Raw genomic sequence first — 14,680 nt, 5'->3', positions numbered from 1 at the left:
ATAACTGAAATGACGGCAAAGGCGAGGCACATGCCGCAATCGTGATGTTCGCGCCGACTCCGAGTTCGTGACGCGGTTCTGCTGGTCAGGCGAGCCAGTCGGGCAGCGAATCGAGACCTATGAGATCGTCATAGCTGGGACGCGGGCGCACGACATGATGGCGGTCGCCGTTGACCAGCACCTCCGGCACCAGAAGGCGCGAATTGTAGGTGCTCGACTGTACCGCCCCATAGGCGCCAGCCGTGCCGACCGCAATGAGGTCTCCGGCCGCCAGCCTGGGCAGCTCGCGCTGATGAGCGAGGTAGTCTCCGGTCTCGCAGACCGGACCGACGACATCCGCAACCATGCGCGGCGTGTCGACGCCCGTCAGGGCAACCGGGCGAATGTCGTGATAGGCATCATAGAGCGTCGGCCGGATCAGGTCGTTCATGGCGGCATCGACGATGAGAAAGTTCTTCGCGTCACCCTCCTTCACGAACAGCACGGAGGAAACGAGGATACCGGCATTGCCGACGATCATGCGGCCGGGCTCGAAGATCAGCTTGAGGCCGAGGCCGGCGACGCGCTTGCGCACGGTCGCGGCATAATCTTCAGGCAGTGGCGGCGGATCGTTGTCGAAGCGGTAGGGAATACCGAGGCCACCACCGAGGTCGACATGCTCGATGGCATGACCGTCGGCGCGCAGCGCGCCCGTCAGTTCGGTCAGGAGCGCGAAGGCATCGTCGAAGGGCTGCAGCTCGGTGATCTGGCTGCCGATATGCATGTCGACGCCGACGACGCGCAGGCCAGGCAGCGCCGCAGCCCGGCGGTAGGCATCGCGTGCCTGCTGCCATGGGATACCGAACTTGTTCTCTGCCTTGCCGGTCGAGATCTTGCGGTGCGTGCGCGCGTCGACATCCGGGTTGATGCGTAAGGACAACGGCGCCTCGAGGCCTGCGGCTACCGCGCGTTCGGAAAGCAGGGCGAGTTCCGGCTCGGATTCGACATTGAAGCAATGTATGCCGGCGGAAAGTGCGAAATCCATCTCGGCCGCCGTCTTGCCGACACCCGAGAACATGATCTTCGTCGGAGGAAAGCCGGCGGCGAGCGCCCGGCGCAATTCACCTTCCGACACGACGTCGACCCCTGCGCCCAGCTGCGCCAGCGTCTTCAGGATGGCCTGGTTGGAATTTGCCTTCATGGCGTAGCAGACCAGGGTATCGAGACCTGCGAAGGCTTCTGCAAAGACCCTGTAGTGGCGCGTGAGCGTCGCCGTCGAATAGCAATAGAACGGCGTGCCGACCGCCGCCGCGATGATCGGCACCGGCACGTCCTCGGCGTGGAGCACGCCGTCACGATAATCGAAATGGTTCACGTGGTGTCCCGCAACTGGGTGGTCGGGACCGGCCGGTGGGCCGGCCTATTCGATAAGGCCGTCGAGGATGAACGGCTTGTCGGCGACCGGTTTCTCGGGCTCCGGCGGCAGCGGCTCGCCCTTGTCCTCGGCCTCCTTGCGCGCTTCCACGGCCGCCTCATACGGCGAGAGCGGCGGACCGCGTCGCCCGCAGGCGGCGATCGCCGTCGCTGTGGCCAACAGCACGAAAAGCAGTACGGACCGGCGAAGGAACATGCGCATCCTCGTCATCTCGATGCGTCGTCTTTAGCGAAGATCGCGCCGCAATGCATCCCTTTTGGGGCATCCCGTTCGGGCATCGCCGGCGACTTCGCACTCAGGCCCGGGCGATCCGCTTTTTCCAGTAGCGTATCTGTCGCCGAACCTCTGAGGGCGCGGTGCCGCCGAAGGACGATCGGCTCTTGACCGAATTCCTGACGGAAAGAACGGAGAAGACGTCGCCGGTGATGCCGGGGTGAATCGCCTGAAGATCCTCCAGCCCGAGCTTCTCGAGGCCGACACGGCGCTCCTCCGCGAGCGCAACGGCACGCCCCGTCACGTGATGCGCCTCCCTGAACGGTATGCCGAGCACGCGAACCAGCCAGTCGGCCAGGTCCGTGGCGGTGGAATAGCCGGCGCCTGCCGCCTTTCGCATCGCGTCCTTGTTGACCGCCATGTCGGTGACCATGCCGGTCATGGCTGCGAGCATCAGATCGAGCGCCTCGGCGGCGTCGAAGACCGCCTCCTTGTCCTCCTGCATGTCCTTGGAATAGGCGAGCGGCAGGCCCTTCATCACCGTGAGCAGGCCGACGAGATGGCCGTTGACGCGGCCAGTCTTGGCGCGGATCAGCTCGGCTGCGTCGGGGTTCTTTTTCTGCGGCATGATGGAAGAACCGGTCGAAAAGGAATCCGAGAGCCGAACGAAACCGAATTGCGGCGTCGACCAGATCACGATCTCCTCGGCGAGCCGCGACAGGTGAGAGGCGCAGATGGCGGCGACGGAAAGGAACTCGAGCGCGAAATCGCGGTCCGAGACGCTGTCGATCGAGTTGCGTGTCGGCTCGCGGAAACCAAGTGCGGTCGCTGTCTTTTTCCGATCGATCGGAAAGCCGGTGCCAGCGAGCGCCGCCGCGCCCAATGGCGACTCATCGAGCCGCTCGATGGCGTCGCGAACCCGCGACAGATCGCGCCCGAACATCTCGACATAAGCCATGCAGTGATGGCCGAAAGTGACCGGCTGAGCCGTCTGCAGATGGGTGAAGCCGGGCATGACGGTGGCTGCATGCTCCTCGGCGCGAACCAGAAACGCAGCAAGGAGGCGCTTCAACGCTTCGGCCGTGCCCTGCAGTTCCTCCTTGACCCAGAGCCTGAAGTCGACCGCCACCTGGTCATTGCGCGAGCGAGCCGTGTGGAGCCGGCCGGCGGCCGGACCGACAAGCTCGGCGAGACGGGCCTCGATGTTCATGTGGATGTCTTCGCGCGCGGTCGAGAAGACGAAGCTGCCGTCCTCGATCTCTCGCAGAATCGTGTTCAGCCCGTGAGCAACAAGCTTTTGATCCGCCGCCGAAATTATGCCCTGTTCGGCCAGCATCTCGCTGTGCGCCAGCGATCCGCGAATGTCCTGCGCGTAAAGCTTGCGGTCGAACCCGATCGAGGCGTTGATCGCTTCCATGATCGCGGCGGGACCCGAGGCAAAACGTCCGCCCCACATTTCGTTGCTGGTCTTTTTGTCGCTCATGATGCTACCCGGACGCCGGAGTTCGAATGATGGACTGGAAAACGCTCAACCTGCCCGCGTCGCGCCTGATCCTGGCAGCGGCGGTTGCCGGCATCACGGCCGGCGCGCTTGCCGTATACGTGACCGCGCAGCGTGATGGCAACATCGCCGCCGAGGCGCCGGGCGGGCGTGACCAATGCTCCGAGAAGGTCGGTCTGGCGCAGGCAGTGGGCGAGGCAGCGCGCGGCGATGTCGCGGCCATGCTTGCCGCCGATCCGCCACGATCGCTCGCCGATCTGGCCTTCAACGATCCCGCCGGCGAGCCGATGACGCTCGCCGACCTTTCAGGCAAGACGGTCCTGATGAACTTGTGGGCGACGTGGTGCGCCCCGTGCCGGGCCGAGATGCCGGCACTCGATGCCCTGCAAAGGGATATGGGCGGTGCCGACTTCGAAGTGGTGGCCGTCAACGTCGACACGGGCGACGATCAGAAACCGAAGGCATTCCTGAGCGAAACAGGCGTGGCATCACTTGCGTACTACCGCGACAACACTCTCGGCCTGTTCAATGAATTGAAGAAACGGGCGCTGGCGCTGGGATTGCCCGTGACGCTGCTGGTCGACGCCGAGGGCTGCCTGTTGGCACACATGAACGGGCCGGCGGAGTGGTCGGGCGCGGATGCAAAGGCACTGATCGGCGCCGCGCTCGAACGCGCGCAATAGGTAACATGGCGTAAGCAAACGTGAACCCGCCGACCAAAGGAAGGGAGTATAAGCGCCAAATCTTGGGGCGAGTGTTTGCTGCCGTCAGGTAGCGCGTAACGGTAACCGGCAACGCGTACAGTGTTGGAGGGGATGATGACCGGGGACGAAAAGCCTTACGACCACGACCACGATTCGCAGGGAGAGACCGTCCCGCGTGAGGAATCCGACAAGGAGTCCAGTTCGCCGTTCAATGGCACCCGCCATGCGGAACATCCGCGCGATCCGTTCCGCGACCTGTTCGGCGACAATCGGTTCAAGTTCGAGTTCTAGTCACGTCTGCTGGCGTCAGCCGGCGCGCGCCGCTTCGATTTCCCTCGACGCGGTGCGTTTTGACGTTCCGTCGCGAAAATTGGCCAGCACGTAGCCGGCCAAGTCCATCTCGTCGAGCGGCCGGGCAAAGTAAAAGCCCTGCAACTGGTTGCAGGCAATCTCACGCAGGAAATCGACCTGTTCCTGGGTTTCGACACCCTCCGCGGTGATGTGGATCTTGAGTGTCTTGCCGAGCGACGCGATCGACCGGAGGATGTCGCGTGCAACCGCATCCTCGGAAGAGGCCGTGACGAACGACTTGTCGATCTTGATCTTGTCGAAAGGGAATTTCAGCAGGTAGGACAGGCTGGAATAGCCCGTGCCGAAATCGTCCATGGCGACCGTCACCCCAAGCGCCTTGATCCGGCGCAGTTTCTCGATGACGTCTTCGGGCTGCTCGATAAGCAGGCTCTCGGTGATCTCCAATTCCAGCCGGTGCGGCGGAAGGCCCGTCTTGTCGAGCGCAGCGGCGACGACCGCGACGATGTCGGACAGTTGGAAATGCTTTGCCGACAGATTGACCGCAACGATCAGATCGTCGGGCCAGGCGGTGGCGGCCGCACAGGCGGCCTCGATGGTCCAGTCGCCGATCTGCTTGATCAGGCCTGACTGCTCGGCAAGCGGAATAAATTCCGAGGGCGGCACCAGACCCCGAATGGGATGGTTCCAGCGCACCAGCGCCTCGAAGCCGCTCGGCTGGTTGTCCTCGGCCGAAACCAACGGTTGGTAATGAAGGACCAGTTCCCCTTCCTTCAGGGCCTGACGCAATTCGAGCTCGAGCATGCGCCGCTCGCGCACGTCGGAGTCCATTTGCGATTCAAAGAAGCGATAGGCCCCTCGGCCCTCCGCCTTCGAGCGGTATAATGCCAGGTCGGCGTTGCGCAGGATCTGGTCCGGCCGGGTCCCGTTGATCGGGGCGATGGCGATGCCGATGCTCGCCCCTATGGACACGAAGTCACCGTCGATCTCATAGGGCTTCGAAATGTCCTCAATCAGGCGTGCTGCCAGTTGGCCGAGGACGTCAGACCCTATCTCCTTTGACAGGATCAGGGCGAACTCGTCGCCCCCCAGGCGCGCGGCAATATCGGTCTCGCGCACCACCTTGCGGATGCGCTCCGCCACCAATGCCAGCAGCTTGTCGCCGACCATGTGGCCGAGGCTGTCGTTGACCGCCTTGAACTGGTCGAGATCCATATAGAGCACTGCGAAGGGCGAGCCATACCGCTCCAGCCTTGCGACATTGTGCCTGAGATGTTCGGTGAAACGGGCTCGGTTCAGCAGTCCCGTAAGAGCGTCGTTGTGGGCGAGGAAGGAGATGCGCCGTTCCGCCTGCTTCTCGGCGGTGATGTCGGATGCCGTACCGATATAGCCGGCATACTCGCCGAACTCGTCGCGAGCCGGCTTGCCGGTCAGCCGCCACCACGTCTCGGTGCCGCCGTCATCGAACTGCAGTTCGATGTCCGAGAAGGTTTCGCGGGCCGCGATCGAGGAACGGATACCGGCAAGGACGGCCTCGTTGCCGTCGGCGAGACAAGCCAGGAAGCCGATGAAGTCGGTTCCTACCAAGGCCTCACGCGGCCGGTTCGCTACGGCCTGAAACCTGTCGGAAACGCGGTCGATCCGCCCCTCGCGATCGAACTCCCAGAGCCAGTCCGAGGAATTCTCCTCGAACTCCTTCAACAGCAGGCTGATAATGTCGTTCTGCTCGCGAATCTTGAGTTCCGACACGCGGCGCGTGACGAAGTCGCGCATCTGACGCAGGCTGACGAGCAAGGTCACGGTGACGAAGCTTGCCAGAAGCAGCGTCAGCACGGCAGCGAGCGAGGGGTCACCGATCTGCGTGAGCGCCACCAGCGAACCGGCGAGAACCGGCATCGAGAATGCGAAGGCGGCCGCCGGCATCACGATCAGTGCGAGGCCGCCGGCGCTCAGCACCCCGGCGATCGCAACTGCCGTCACGATGGTGAGAGTCATCGATCCCTGCGAAAGGAGCAAGATCGGCGCCAGCCCCCAGACGGCACCGGCAACGGCGGTGTCGAGGATTACACGGCGGCGCGCACCGGGCCCAAGGTTCGAAGGCCCTCCGGCACGCCGGGCATTGGCCCAGATCCAGAGGGAGCGCGCCAGAATCGCATAAAGCATCGCCGCCCACACGAGAATCCCGGGGAAAGCGCCGGTGCCGACCGCGGCCCAGATCAAGACGCAAGATGTGACAAACGCTCCGCCGACCACGGCCGGCGTCACGTCGACGACGGCCTTGATCTGCTGTGCGACAAGATTGGCCTGGGTGGCGGAATCAAGCTTTTCATCCGCGCCTGCGAGCCTCGCGCCCAGCGGACGCACCAACCCCCGAAAAAGCAACTCAACCCCCTCGATTGCGTGACCCGGAGGATATCGGGGACCGCTTAAGTTTCGGTTTCCTTGGATCTACAAAGAACGGATGGCAGACAAACGTTATGAATATTACCCCGTACTTAATTTGGCAAACCACAAGTCCGCCAAGTGAGACGAGAAAAATGGCCTTCTTAAAGCGCCATTCGAACAAGCATAGAAATTGAATGGCTTGCTCAACGGAATTTTGATCATGTCTGACGAAAGTCACGTTCCTGAGCGCTACAAGCAAAAATAAACCAATCGGGTTAAGCCGACATTGTGGGCAGGCGAACTAGGGTTCCCGCAGCATGGGCAAGCCATAGGGAACAAGGGGGCCTGAAATGTTCAAATCCAACAAGACGAATGTCATCCCGGAAGTCGCGCTCAAGGGCAGCCTGCGCGATTTTCGCCAGCCAGCCGGCACCGACCTGCTCGGGCGCGCCGACGGCTTCTTCGAGTGGCAGGACAAGCGACGTGATTACGGGCTCTGGCCCTACGCGAAGTCGACCGCGACGGCCCCGAAGACGCACTGTTCGGCCAAGACCGACTGCGGCGAGGAAATCGTCGGCGTCAACTTCGCCTCACAGGACTATCTGAGCCTCGCCTCGCATCCGAAGGTGAAGCAGGCGGCGCTGGAAGCGATCGAGGAGTACGGCGTGCATAGCGCTGGCTCCGCGGCGCTACTCGGCAATACGCGGCACTCGCTGCTCCTGGAGAAGACCATCTCCGACTACGTTCACGGACGCGAGATCGTGCTTTACCCGACCGGCTGGTCGGCAGGCTTTGCGTCCGTGCAGGGGCTCGTGCGGCCGAACGATCACGTCGTGCTCGACGTGCTGGCCCATTCCTGCCTGCAGGAGGGCGCCCGCGCCGCCACGCAGAACATCCATTTCCACGGCCATCTGAACATCGATGGCCTGGCACGCAGGCTGCACCGCATCCGCAACGCGGACAAGGACAACGGCATCCTCGTGGTGACGGAGAGCCTGTTCTCGATGCACTCGGACACGCCGGACATCGCCGCCCTGCGGGCGACCTGCGACGAGTACAACGCCGTGCTGCTGGTAGACTGCGCGCACGATTTCGGCTGCATCGGCGATGATGGTCTCGGCCATCTCGGGCTGCAGAACATGCTCGACAATGTCGATATCATCATCGGCAGCTTCTCCAAGACGTTTGCGTCCAATGGCGGCTTCGTCGCCGTGAAGTCGCGTGCGACGGCGGAATACCTGAAATATTACAGTGCCACGCAGACCTTCTCGAATGCCTTGTCACCGGTACAGGCGGCAGCCGTCCTGGCGGCGTTCGACATCGTGCGCTCCGAGGAAGGCCGGCAGCGCCGCAGGCGCCTGATGGACAATATCCTCTACATGCGCAACGAGATGACCAAGGTCGGCATGGAGACGCTTGGCGACCCGTCGCCGATCGTCCCGGTTCGCGTCGGCGCAGAGGGCCTGGCGCGCATCGCCTCCCGCGAGCTCGCCTCGCTGGGCGCGATCGCCAACCTGGTCGAGTATCCGGCCGTTCCGCAGGGCGGCGCCCGTTTCCGCGTGCAAGTCATGGCCGACCACTCGCATGAAGATGTCGACCTGCTGGTGCACATGATGCGCGACGCCTTGCGCAGCGCCGATCTGGAGTTCCGTTCCTATCGCGAGAACGACCCGTCGCCGGCCTCGGTGCGTAGCTGGGAAGCGGCGACGCACGCCGCCTGAGGAAAGGGACATGGAGCAGCAGAGCGACAAGCGGCCACTGCGATTGCTGGCGGTCGATGATGACGCCGCATCGGCCGAACTCATCGTCCGCGTGGCGGAACGCTGCGGCTACGAGGCCTTCGCCACCTCGGATTCGCGCGGGGTGATCAACCTCGCGCGGGCGCTCTCGCCGGATATCATGGCGCTGGACATCAACATGCCCAATGTCGACGCGCTGGGGCTGATGACACTGCTCGCGGAGGCCCGCTTTGCCGGCCGAATCCTGATCGTCAGTGGCGAGGATGAGCGGGTATTGCGCGAGACGCAGGCAAAAGCCGAAGCGTTGGGTCTCAACGTCCCCTATCTTCAGCAAAAGCCGCTCGACTTCCAGAAGCTGCGTGCGATGCTGACTTCGCAGGACGTCCGCAACGCGGCCTGATCCTGGCCGGATCGACGCAAGAACGGCCCGCCGGTGCCAGGAGGCGTCGGGCCTTCCCTTATGGCTCAGGCGGCAGGCACCGTGCCCGGTTGGCCAAGGCTGCGCTCGATCTTGCCCAGCAATCGCGCGAGATCGACCGGCTTGGTGTCGAAGTCGCAGCACCCGGCTTCAAGGCTCTTGATCCGGTCGGATTCAAAGGCACTCGCGGTCAGGGCGATGATCGGAATGTCGCTCGTCTTGCCGTCTGCCTTGATGCGCCGGGTGGCTTCCCAGCCGTCCATCTCGCCGAGGCCGATATCCATCAGGATCACGTCGGGCATGACCTCGCCGGCCGCCCTGATACCGGTGGGGCCATCCTCGGCAAACCGGATGGAGTAACCGCGGCGCTCGAGGCGGCGGCCAAGAACGTCTCGGTTGATCGGGTTGTCCTCGATGATGAGCACAAGTGTCATTGTCTTCGCTCCTAGCCGGCAGCGCGCCGTTTCTGGTCGCTTGCCTGATCATGTTCTACGGACCGCATGGCCGCCTTCAGCTTGCTGACGTCAAGAGGCTTAGAGATCAGGCCTGATGCCCCGTTTTCGCGCGCCTTGTGGCGTTCCTCGTATATGGACAGCATGAAGACCGGTATCTTGGTGGTGGTAGGATCCGACTTCAGCGTGTCGAGCACGTCCCAGCCGTTGAGGCCAGGCATCTGGATGTCGACAAGAACGGCCGCCGGCATCACGGTGCGCGCGATCTGCAGCACCGATTCAGGCGCGTCAGTACAGACCGGGCTGTAACCTTCCTTGACCAGCAGACGCTCGGCCAATTCGAGGAAGACAACGTCGTCGTCGACGATGAGGATCTTCTGGCGCGGCCCGCTTTCGACGCTCGACATGCCGGCAAAGCCGGCCTTGCGGCCGCGCTGGTCGGCGAGGGCGTCAGACAGCATGTCGTCTTCGGTCGGATCACCCGCCGCCGGCTGCCCGGCCGGCAGGTGGATCGAGAAGCAGGAGCCCTTGCCAAGTTCGCTTTCGACCGCGATCCAGCCGCCCATCAGCCGGCACAGGTTCTGCGACAGCGAAAGGCCCAGGCCAGTGCCGCCATATTTGGCGGCGATCGCCGGATTGGCCTGCGAGAAATTCGAGAACAGATGGGCCTGCTGTTCGCGCGCGATGCCGGCGCCGGTATCGCGTACCGAAATCACCACCCATTCGGTGTTTTCACGACGCTCGCGGCGGGCCGACAACGTGATTTCACCGCTCTGAGTAAACTTGGCCGCGTTGGACAGCAGGTTGAAGATCGCCTGGCGCAGCTTGGTGGCGTCGGCGGTCATCGTGCCCAGATTGTCGCCACGCTCAACGACGAAGGCATTGGTGTTCTTGGCGGCGAGCGGCCGGCCGGTCGATTCGATCTCGTCGACAAGGCGGGCAAGGTCGACAGATTCCAGATTGAGCTCCATCTTGCCGGCCTCGATCTTGGAGATGTCGAGGATGTCGTTGACCATGGCCAGCAAGTGCTTGCCGGCAGCGCTGATCTTCTGGAGATCGGCGATCTCCTCGCCTCGGCCTTCGATCTCGGCGTCCTCAAGCAATATCTCGGAATAGCCGATGACGGCGTTGAGCGGGGTGCGCAACTCGTGGCTCATCTTGGCCAAAAATTCGGACTTGGCGCCGTTGGCGCGCTCGGCCTCTTCCTTGGAGGCACGCAACATCTGCATCGTCCCGCGGTGCCGGTCGATCTCCTTGAGCAACTCGGACTGCGAGTCCACGACGCGCGAATAATAGCTCGCCATGAAGAAAACATAGGTGGCGGCGCAGAAGGCCGAGACGACACCGATCTCGACCATTTCGTGCACATGAATGTGGGACGGGAAGGAGTTCTCAAACAGAAAAGCGGCGTAGAACGAGGCCAGCCCGAACGCGATCTGCGCGAAGATGATGACACGCGTGTTCATGCTCGAGCCGAGATAGAAGAAGGCAAGCAGCGGCATGACGAGCAACCACATCAGGAAGGGTGAACTCGCCCCGCCATAGTGATAGGAGCCCCACAGGATCGCGAAGTTGAGATTGAACACCGAGACCAGCGCCAAGCCGGTGTAGTGGTTCGGCAGCAGCTTGAGCGCGAGCGGGAACAGCCAGAAGGCGAAAATGGAGGCCGCCAGCAGCGGCACGTGCGGCCAGGGACTGGGGTCGGCGATGTAGAGGAACAGCGGGATCGGCGCGCCGAGGATCGGCCCGAACATATGGCTGATCAGGAACATGCGCACGCGTTTCTTGACGTGCAGGTCCTCGCGGTATTGCGGCGGCGTCAACCATTCCAGAAGTGCGTCGAGTCTGCGCAGAATTTCCATTGCCATGCCCCTCTCGTGCCCGAAGAGCCCGAATCACCCGCAATCTTCCGCCAAGGGCTTTGACAGTTCGTAAACGAGCACGGCGCCGCGAACTTCGGCGTTAGGTAATTGGAAACTCCAATAACGCTTTTCTGCCGAAACGAACAAATACACCCATTTCGGCTTTACCGAGTTCGACGGCACGCTGATTGACGCGCGTCTCGACATGCTGACCGCCCGCATAGGCTACAAGTTCTAAGCGCAGCGGCAAACGCTGGCATCGCCTGAACGCCCGCAACCGCCGGGCCTGCCTTCCGCTCCAGCCATGCGCTGGGCGCGTGGCAGACCTGCCGCAAACAGGGCGTCTCACCGACAAAACACACTTGCCCGCCCTGTTGCGGCGCACAATATTAGCCTGGCAAGGAGTCAGCGACTCGGGGAGGAAAACCGCGAGATGTTTGACGATGGCGCAGTCCGCACCATTCCTGCCGCTTGCAGGATCCATTCGGGAACTCGGCACGCCCGATCTCCCGCTCTTTCTCGACCATTTGTTGCGACTTGACCCATCGAGCCGGCGCGACCGGTTCAACGGCGTTACTGACGAAGATTTCCTGAAAGCCTATGCCACGCGCTGCTTTGGCGACGGGACGACCGTGATTGCCCATATCGCGGACGGGGCCGTGCGCGGCGCCGCCGAGTTGCACGAACGCAAAGATGGCGAACCGCATTCGGCAGAAATCGCATTCAGCGTCGAAAAGGAGTGGCAGAACCGCGGCATCGGCAGCCGGCTGTTCGAAAGGCTGATCGGCCAAGCGCTCATGCTCGGCTACAAGACCCTGCACGTCACCACGCACCCTCACAACGAGGCGATGAAGGGGCTGGCACGCAAGTTCGGCGCAAGACTAACCTTTGCCAATCTGGAGACCGTCGGCGCGATCGACCTGACCGGTCTTGGGGCTGACGCCTCGGGGAGCCCTGCAAGGAGGGCTGACCCGAACATGGGCCAACAGAGCGGCGACCTCGCGCAAGCGTTGGCCGGACTGACGCGCGCTGTCGCGGATTTCCAGATCACGGCGCTGGGACTACGCCGCAACCGAACTTCCGACTGAATCCCGCGTGCCCGCGCACTCCAGACTGACCGCACAAAAAAGGCCCGGACCGCTCCGGGCCTTTTCAGGAATTCCGATGATGTGCGTCAGGCGGCCTTGCCGAAATACGGGTTGACGCGGACGAACTCGGCGCGCAGCTGCTCGGTCCCGTCGGAAACGGCCTTGCGGGCTGTTTCGGCGGCATTGGAGAAGCGCTCGTAGTTGGCCTTGGCCCGCTCACGCACGAAGTCCGACTGGACCTCAAGGGCGTCACCGACGGTCTTTGCACCGGCAAGCTTCTCGATCGTCTCAAAGCCATGGCGGACATTGTCGAAGGTCACATCGACGATGTCGCGCGCGACGTTTGCGTAGCCGCCGACGAAAGCAGTGGCGAGCTTTTCGGCCGATGAGGCCGCGTCCGTCGCGCCTGCATGAAGCGTGTCGGCGCGCTCGCGGGCATTGACGGCACCGCGCTGGACGAATTCGCGAGCAGCGGCGGGCACTTCAATCTGGCCCTGGATCGCCTCGAAGGACTTCTTGAACTGGTCGAAATAGGTCTCGGTACCGGTCTTGCCGGCGGTGTTCTTGCGGGTCATTTCTGTCTCCATTCTTTTCAAGCCATGGTGATCCCCGGCCATTCCGGCCCGGGGACACTCCTCATATAGGAAGGCGCATTGTGCAGTGCAACATTTTTTGTGCACTGCATCATAAATTCCCCTGACTGGCATTGCCGGACCTGGACGCCGATATCTGCCTATGGGTCGCGGATTCGGCCAGGGAGAGCGCTCCATGAGCAGCCAGAACGATGTCGTTGATCATCCGGACGGCGTGACGGCCAGCGCAGACGCGGAAAAGCTCGCCGCCCTGCGGCGAACGAAATTGGCCGCGACCACAATTCTGGTCTGCTGCATAGGCCTGTTCGCGGCGGCACGGCTGCTCGAAGCTTCCTTGCCCGGGCTCGGCTTCGTCGCGGCCTTTGCCGAAGCCGCTGCCATAGGCGGCATCGCCGACTGGTATGCCGTGGTGGCACTTTTTCGGCGACCAATGGGCCTGCCGATCCCTCACACTGCCATCATTCCTGCCAACAAGACGCGAATTGCCGACAACCTCGGCCGTTTCATCGAAGCCAATTTCCTGGCTCCGGGGCCGATCCGCGCCAAGCTCGGCGAAATTGACTTCGCGGCGATGGTGTCGGACTGGCTTGCCGATCCCAAGCGCTCCGACGGACTGGCGCGTTTCATCACAAGGCTTGCACCACAGGCTGCCGACGCAGTGGAACAGTCCGGGCTGCCGCGCTTTCTCGCCGCGCGCATGAACGACCAGATCGAACAGGTACGCCTGGCGCCACTGGCGGCCGAGCTGCTGGGAGCCGTGACGGCCGAACGCCGACATCAACGGCTTTTCGACGAACTGATCGTAGCACTCGGTCGCTTCCTCAACGACGAGCAGGCGCTGGCGGTGATGCGCGACAGGGTACGAGACGAACTGCCGACGCTCGCAGGCCTGTTTCGCGCCGACGCCTATCTGGTGCGCAAGATCGTCGCGTCTGCCGGCATGCTCTTGGACGAGGCGCGCGATGACCCGGATCACCCGCTGCGGCTGGAGTTCGATCGTTTCGTCGCCCGGTTCATTGAGCAGTTGCGCACGTCACCCGACTACGCGGCACGCGCCGAGCGTTTGAAACGCGATTTTCTCGCCCGCCCCGAACTTTCGCGCATGGCGGAAGGCTTGTGGCAGGGCTTGCGCGCCTATGTGATCGAGGACGCCGGGCGCCCCAATTCGAGGATCCGCGAACACCTCTCCGGCCTGCTGGTCAATATCGGTTCGCAGCTGGCAGTCGATCCGAAGGTGCGCGCCGACATGAATGCCGGGTTCGTCGCCATGCTGGCATCCTTCATCGACAGCCAGAAAAGCGGCGTGGCGACCTTTGTGGCCGAGCAGGTCAAAAGCTGGGATCTCGACCAGCTCACGCGCATCATCGAGATCAATATCGGCCGCGACCTGCAATATATCCGCTTCAACGGCATGATCGTCGGAGGGCTTGCCGGACTGGCGCTGCATTTAGGAGACCTGCTGCTGCTCGCCGATTGACGCGGCGCGCCCAGCGCCTAATCTCGTTCTTGTCGGCGTCCGGTCGCGACGGCCGCCTTGCCAGTGCAGAAGCATGGGAGGACCAGAATGGCGAAAAAACCGCAATCCGATTCCATCATCGACATGTTCGCTCGGCTGGGAGAAGACCTGAAGATGCCCAGCATGGACATCGAGCGGGTGATCGAACATCACCGCAAGAACCTCGAGGCCTTCGAGAAGGCATCCAGGGCAGCGGCCAGCGGCGCCACGGACGTCTTTTCCAGGCAGCGCACCGCGCTCGAAGAAACGTTGCGCGAGGTTTCGGAGATGGCGCGCGATCTCGGCTCGGGAGCCTCCCCGCAGGAACTCATGTCCAGGCAGTCCGACTTTGCGCGGCGTTCGTTCGAGTCCGCGGTGAAGAACGCCAGCGAGATCGGAGAGGTGATGCGGAAGTCGTCCAGCGAATCGGTGGAAATCCTGCGCGAACGCATTCGCGAGGCGATGGCGGAGATACGAGAAGGTTACGACAAGAAGAGCTAGCGATCG

14 protein-coding genes are annotated in these 14,680 nt (G+C 62.9%); 7 read left to right on the top strand and 7 right to left on the bottom strand.

The genetic code is table 11. The features are described 5' to 3' along the window. Positions 1–85: 85 nt before the first annotated feature. From lysA to argH, 3 genes are all read right to left on the bottom strand, one after another. Positions 86–1,354: a diaminopimelate decarboxylase gene (lysA, locus tag FQ775_RS20770; protein ID WP_146300883.1), complete on the bottom strand. Its 1,269-nt coding sequence runs from the start codon at positions 1,352–1,354 to the stop codon at positions 86–88. A gap of 45 nt (positions 1,355–1,399) precedes the next feature. After that, positions 1,400–1,609, bottom strand: a complete 210-nt coding sequence (locus tag FQ775_RS20765; protein WP_146300882.1) for a lipoprotein — start codon at positions 1,607–1,609, stop codon at positions 1,400–1,402. Positions 1,610–1,709: 100 nt separating this feature from the next. Next, complete coding sequence (argH, locus tag FQ775_RS20760) at positions 1,710–3,110, bottom strand: argininosuccinate lyase (RefSeq protein ID WP_146300881.1); 1,401 nt, start codon at positions 3,108–3,110, stop codon at positions 1,710–1,712. Between the two features lie 26 nt (positions 3,111–3,136). Here argH and tlpA point away from each other — a divergent pair, with 26 nt between their 5' ends. Further along, positions 3,137–3,811, top strand: a complete 675-nt coding sequence (tlpA, locus tag FQ775_RS20755; RefSeq protein ID WP_146300880.1) for a thiol:disulfide interchange protein TlpA — start codon at positions 3,137–3,139, stop codon at positions 3,809–3,811. A gap of 135 nt (positions 3,812–3,946) precedes the next feature. Further along, the gene (locus FQ775_RS20750) at positions 3,947–4,123 is read left to right on the top strand and encodes a hypothetical protein (RefSeq protein WP_167813081.1); all 177 of its coding nucleotides are present in this window, start codon (positions 3,947–3,949) and stop codon (positions 4,121–4,123) included. A gap of 15 nt (positions 4,124–4,138) precedes the next feature. Here the strand turns inward: FQ775_RS20750 and FQ775_RS20745 are convergent, their stop codons facing one another. After that, positions 4,139–6,523: a putative bifunctional diguanylate cyclase/phosphodiesterase gene (locus FQ775_RS20745; RefSeq protein ID WP_146300879.1), complete on the bottom strand. Its 2,385-nt coding sequence runs from the start codon at positions 6,521–6,523 to the stop codon at positions 4,139–4,141. A gap of 353 nt (positions 6,524–6,876) precedes the next feature. Here FQ775_RS20745 and FQ775_RS20740 point away from each other — a divergent pair, with 353 nt between their 5' ends. Beyond that, positions 6,877–8,247 (top strand): aminotransferase class I/II-fold pyridoxal phosphate-dependent enzyme, encoded by a 1,371-nt coding sequence (locus tag FQ775_RS20740; RefSeq protein WP_146300878.1) that lies wholly within the window; start codon positions 6,877–6,879, stop codon positions 8,245–8,247. A gap of 10 nt (positions 8,248–8,257) precedes the next feature. Further along, positions 8,258–8,665: a response regulator gene (locus FQ775_RS20735; RefSeq protein ID WP_146300877.1), complete on the top strand. Its 408-nt coding sequence runs from the start codon at positions 8,258–8,260 to the stop codon at positions 8,663–8,665. Positions 8,666–8,730: 65 nt separating this feature from the next. Here the strand turns inward: FQ775_RS20735 and FQ775_RS20730 are convergent, their stop codons facing one another. After that, positions 8,731–9,117 carry a response regulator gene (locus FQ775_RS20730; protein WP_146300876.1) on the bottom strand — a complete coding sequence of 129 codons (387 nt, stop codon included), beginning with the start codon at positions 9,115–9,117 and terminating at the stop codon, positions 8,731–8,733. A gap of 11 nt (positions 9,118–9,128) precedes the next feature. After that, positions 9,129–11,003 (bottom strand): ATP-binding protein, encoded by a 1,875-nt coding sequence (locus tag FQ775_RS20725; RefSeq protein WP_146300875.1) that lies wholly within the window; start codon positions 11,001–11,003, stop codon positions 9,129–9,131. A gap of 311 nt (positions 11,004–11,314) precedes the next feature. Between FQ775_RS20725 and FQ775_RS20720 the strand changes: the two genes are divergently transcribed. Further along, the gene (locus tag FQ775_RS20720; RefSeq protein WP_246730200.1) at positions 11,315–12,085 is read left to right on the top strand and encodes a GNAT family N-acetyltransferase; all 771 of its coding nucleotides are present in this window, start codon (positions 11,315–11,317) and stop codon (positions 12,083–12,085) included. Between the two features lie 86 nt (positions 12,086–12,171). Here the strand turns inward: FQ775_RS20720 and FQ775_RS20715 are convergent, their stop codons facing one another. After that, positions 12,172–12,660: a phasin family protein gene (locus FQ775_RS20715; RefSeq protein WP_167813078.1), complete on the bottom strand. Its 489-nt coding sequence runs from the start codon at positions 12,658–12,660 to the stop codon at positions 12,172–12,174. Between the two features lie 193 nt (positions 12,661–12,853). Between FQ775_RS20715 and FQ775_RS20710 the strand changes: the two genes are divergently transcribed. Then, positions 12,854–14,155, top strand: coding sequence for a DUF445 domain-containing protein (locus tag FQ775_RS20710; RefSeq protein ID WP_146300873.1), 1,302 nt, complete (start codon positions 12,854–12,856; stop codon positions 14,153–14,155). Between the two features lie 87 nt (positions 14,156–14,242). After that, positions 14,243–14,674 carry a phasin family protein gene (locus tag FQ775_RS20705; RefSeq protein WP_146300872.1) on the top strand — a complete coding sequence of 144 codons (432 nt, stop codon included), beginning with the start codon at positions 14,243–14,245 and terminating at the stop codon, positions 14,672–14,674. Positions 14,675–14,680: the final 6 nt, after the last annotated feature.

The organism is Nitratireductor mangrovi, assembly GCF_007922615.2.
Classification (GTDB): domain Bacteria; phylum Pseudomonadota; class Alphaproteobacteria; order Rhizobiales; family Rhizobiaceae; genus Mangrovimarina; species Mangrovimarina mangrovi.
The sequence above is the reverse complement of the archived record's forward strand: the minus strand, read 5'-3'. Positions and strand labels throughout refer to the sequence as shown.

Excerpts from the sequence above, each read along its gene's own strand:
- FQ775_RS20710 (WP_146300873.1), top strand. The coding sequence starts at position 12,854 with ATGAGCAGCCAGAACGATGTCGTTGATCATCCGGACGGCGTGACGGCC.
- tlpA (WP_146300880.1), top strand. The coding sequence starts at position 3,137 with ATGATGGACTGGAAAACGCTCAACCTGCCCGCGTCGCGCCTGATCCTG.
- FQ775_RS20750 (WP_167813081.1), top strand. The coding sequence starts at position 3,947 with ATGACCGGGGACGAAAAGCCTTACGACCACGACCACGATTCGCAGGGA.
- FQ775_RS20740 (WP_146300878.1), top strand. The coding sequence starts at position 6,877 with ATGTTCAAATCCAACAAGACGAATGTCATCCCGGAAGTCGCGCTCAAG.
- FQ775_RS20725 (WP_146300875.1), bottom strand. The coding sequence starts at position 11,003 with ATGGCAATGGAAATTCTGCGCAGACTCGACGCACTTCTGGAATGGTTG.
- FQ775_RS20705 (WP_146300872.1), top strand. The coding sequence starts at position 14,243 with ATGGCGAAAAAACCGCAATCCGATTCCATCATCGACATGTTCGCTCGG.
- argH (WP_146300881.1), bottom strand. The coding sequence starts at position 3,110 with ATGAGCGACAAAAAGACCAGCAACGAAATGTGGGGCGGACGTTTTGCC.
- FQ775_RS20730 (WP_146300876.1), bottom strand. The coding sequence starts at position 9,117 with ATGACACTTGTGCTCATCATCGAGGACAACCCGATCAACCGAGACGTT.
- FQ775_RS20715 (WP_167813078.1), bottom strand. The coding sequence starts at position 12,660 with ATGACCCGCAAGAACACCGCCGGCAAGACCGGTACCGAGACCTATTTC.
- FQ775_RS20765 (WP_146300882.1), bottom strand. The coding sequence starts at position 1,609 with ATGTTCCTTCGCCGGTCCGTACTGCTTTTCGTGCTGTTGGCCACAGCG.
- FQ775_RS20735 (WP_146300877.1), top strand. The coding sequence starts at position 8,258 with ATGGAGCAGCAGAGCGACAAGCGGCCACTGCGATTGCTGGCGGTCGAT.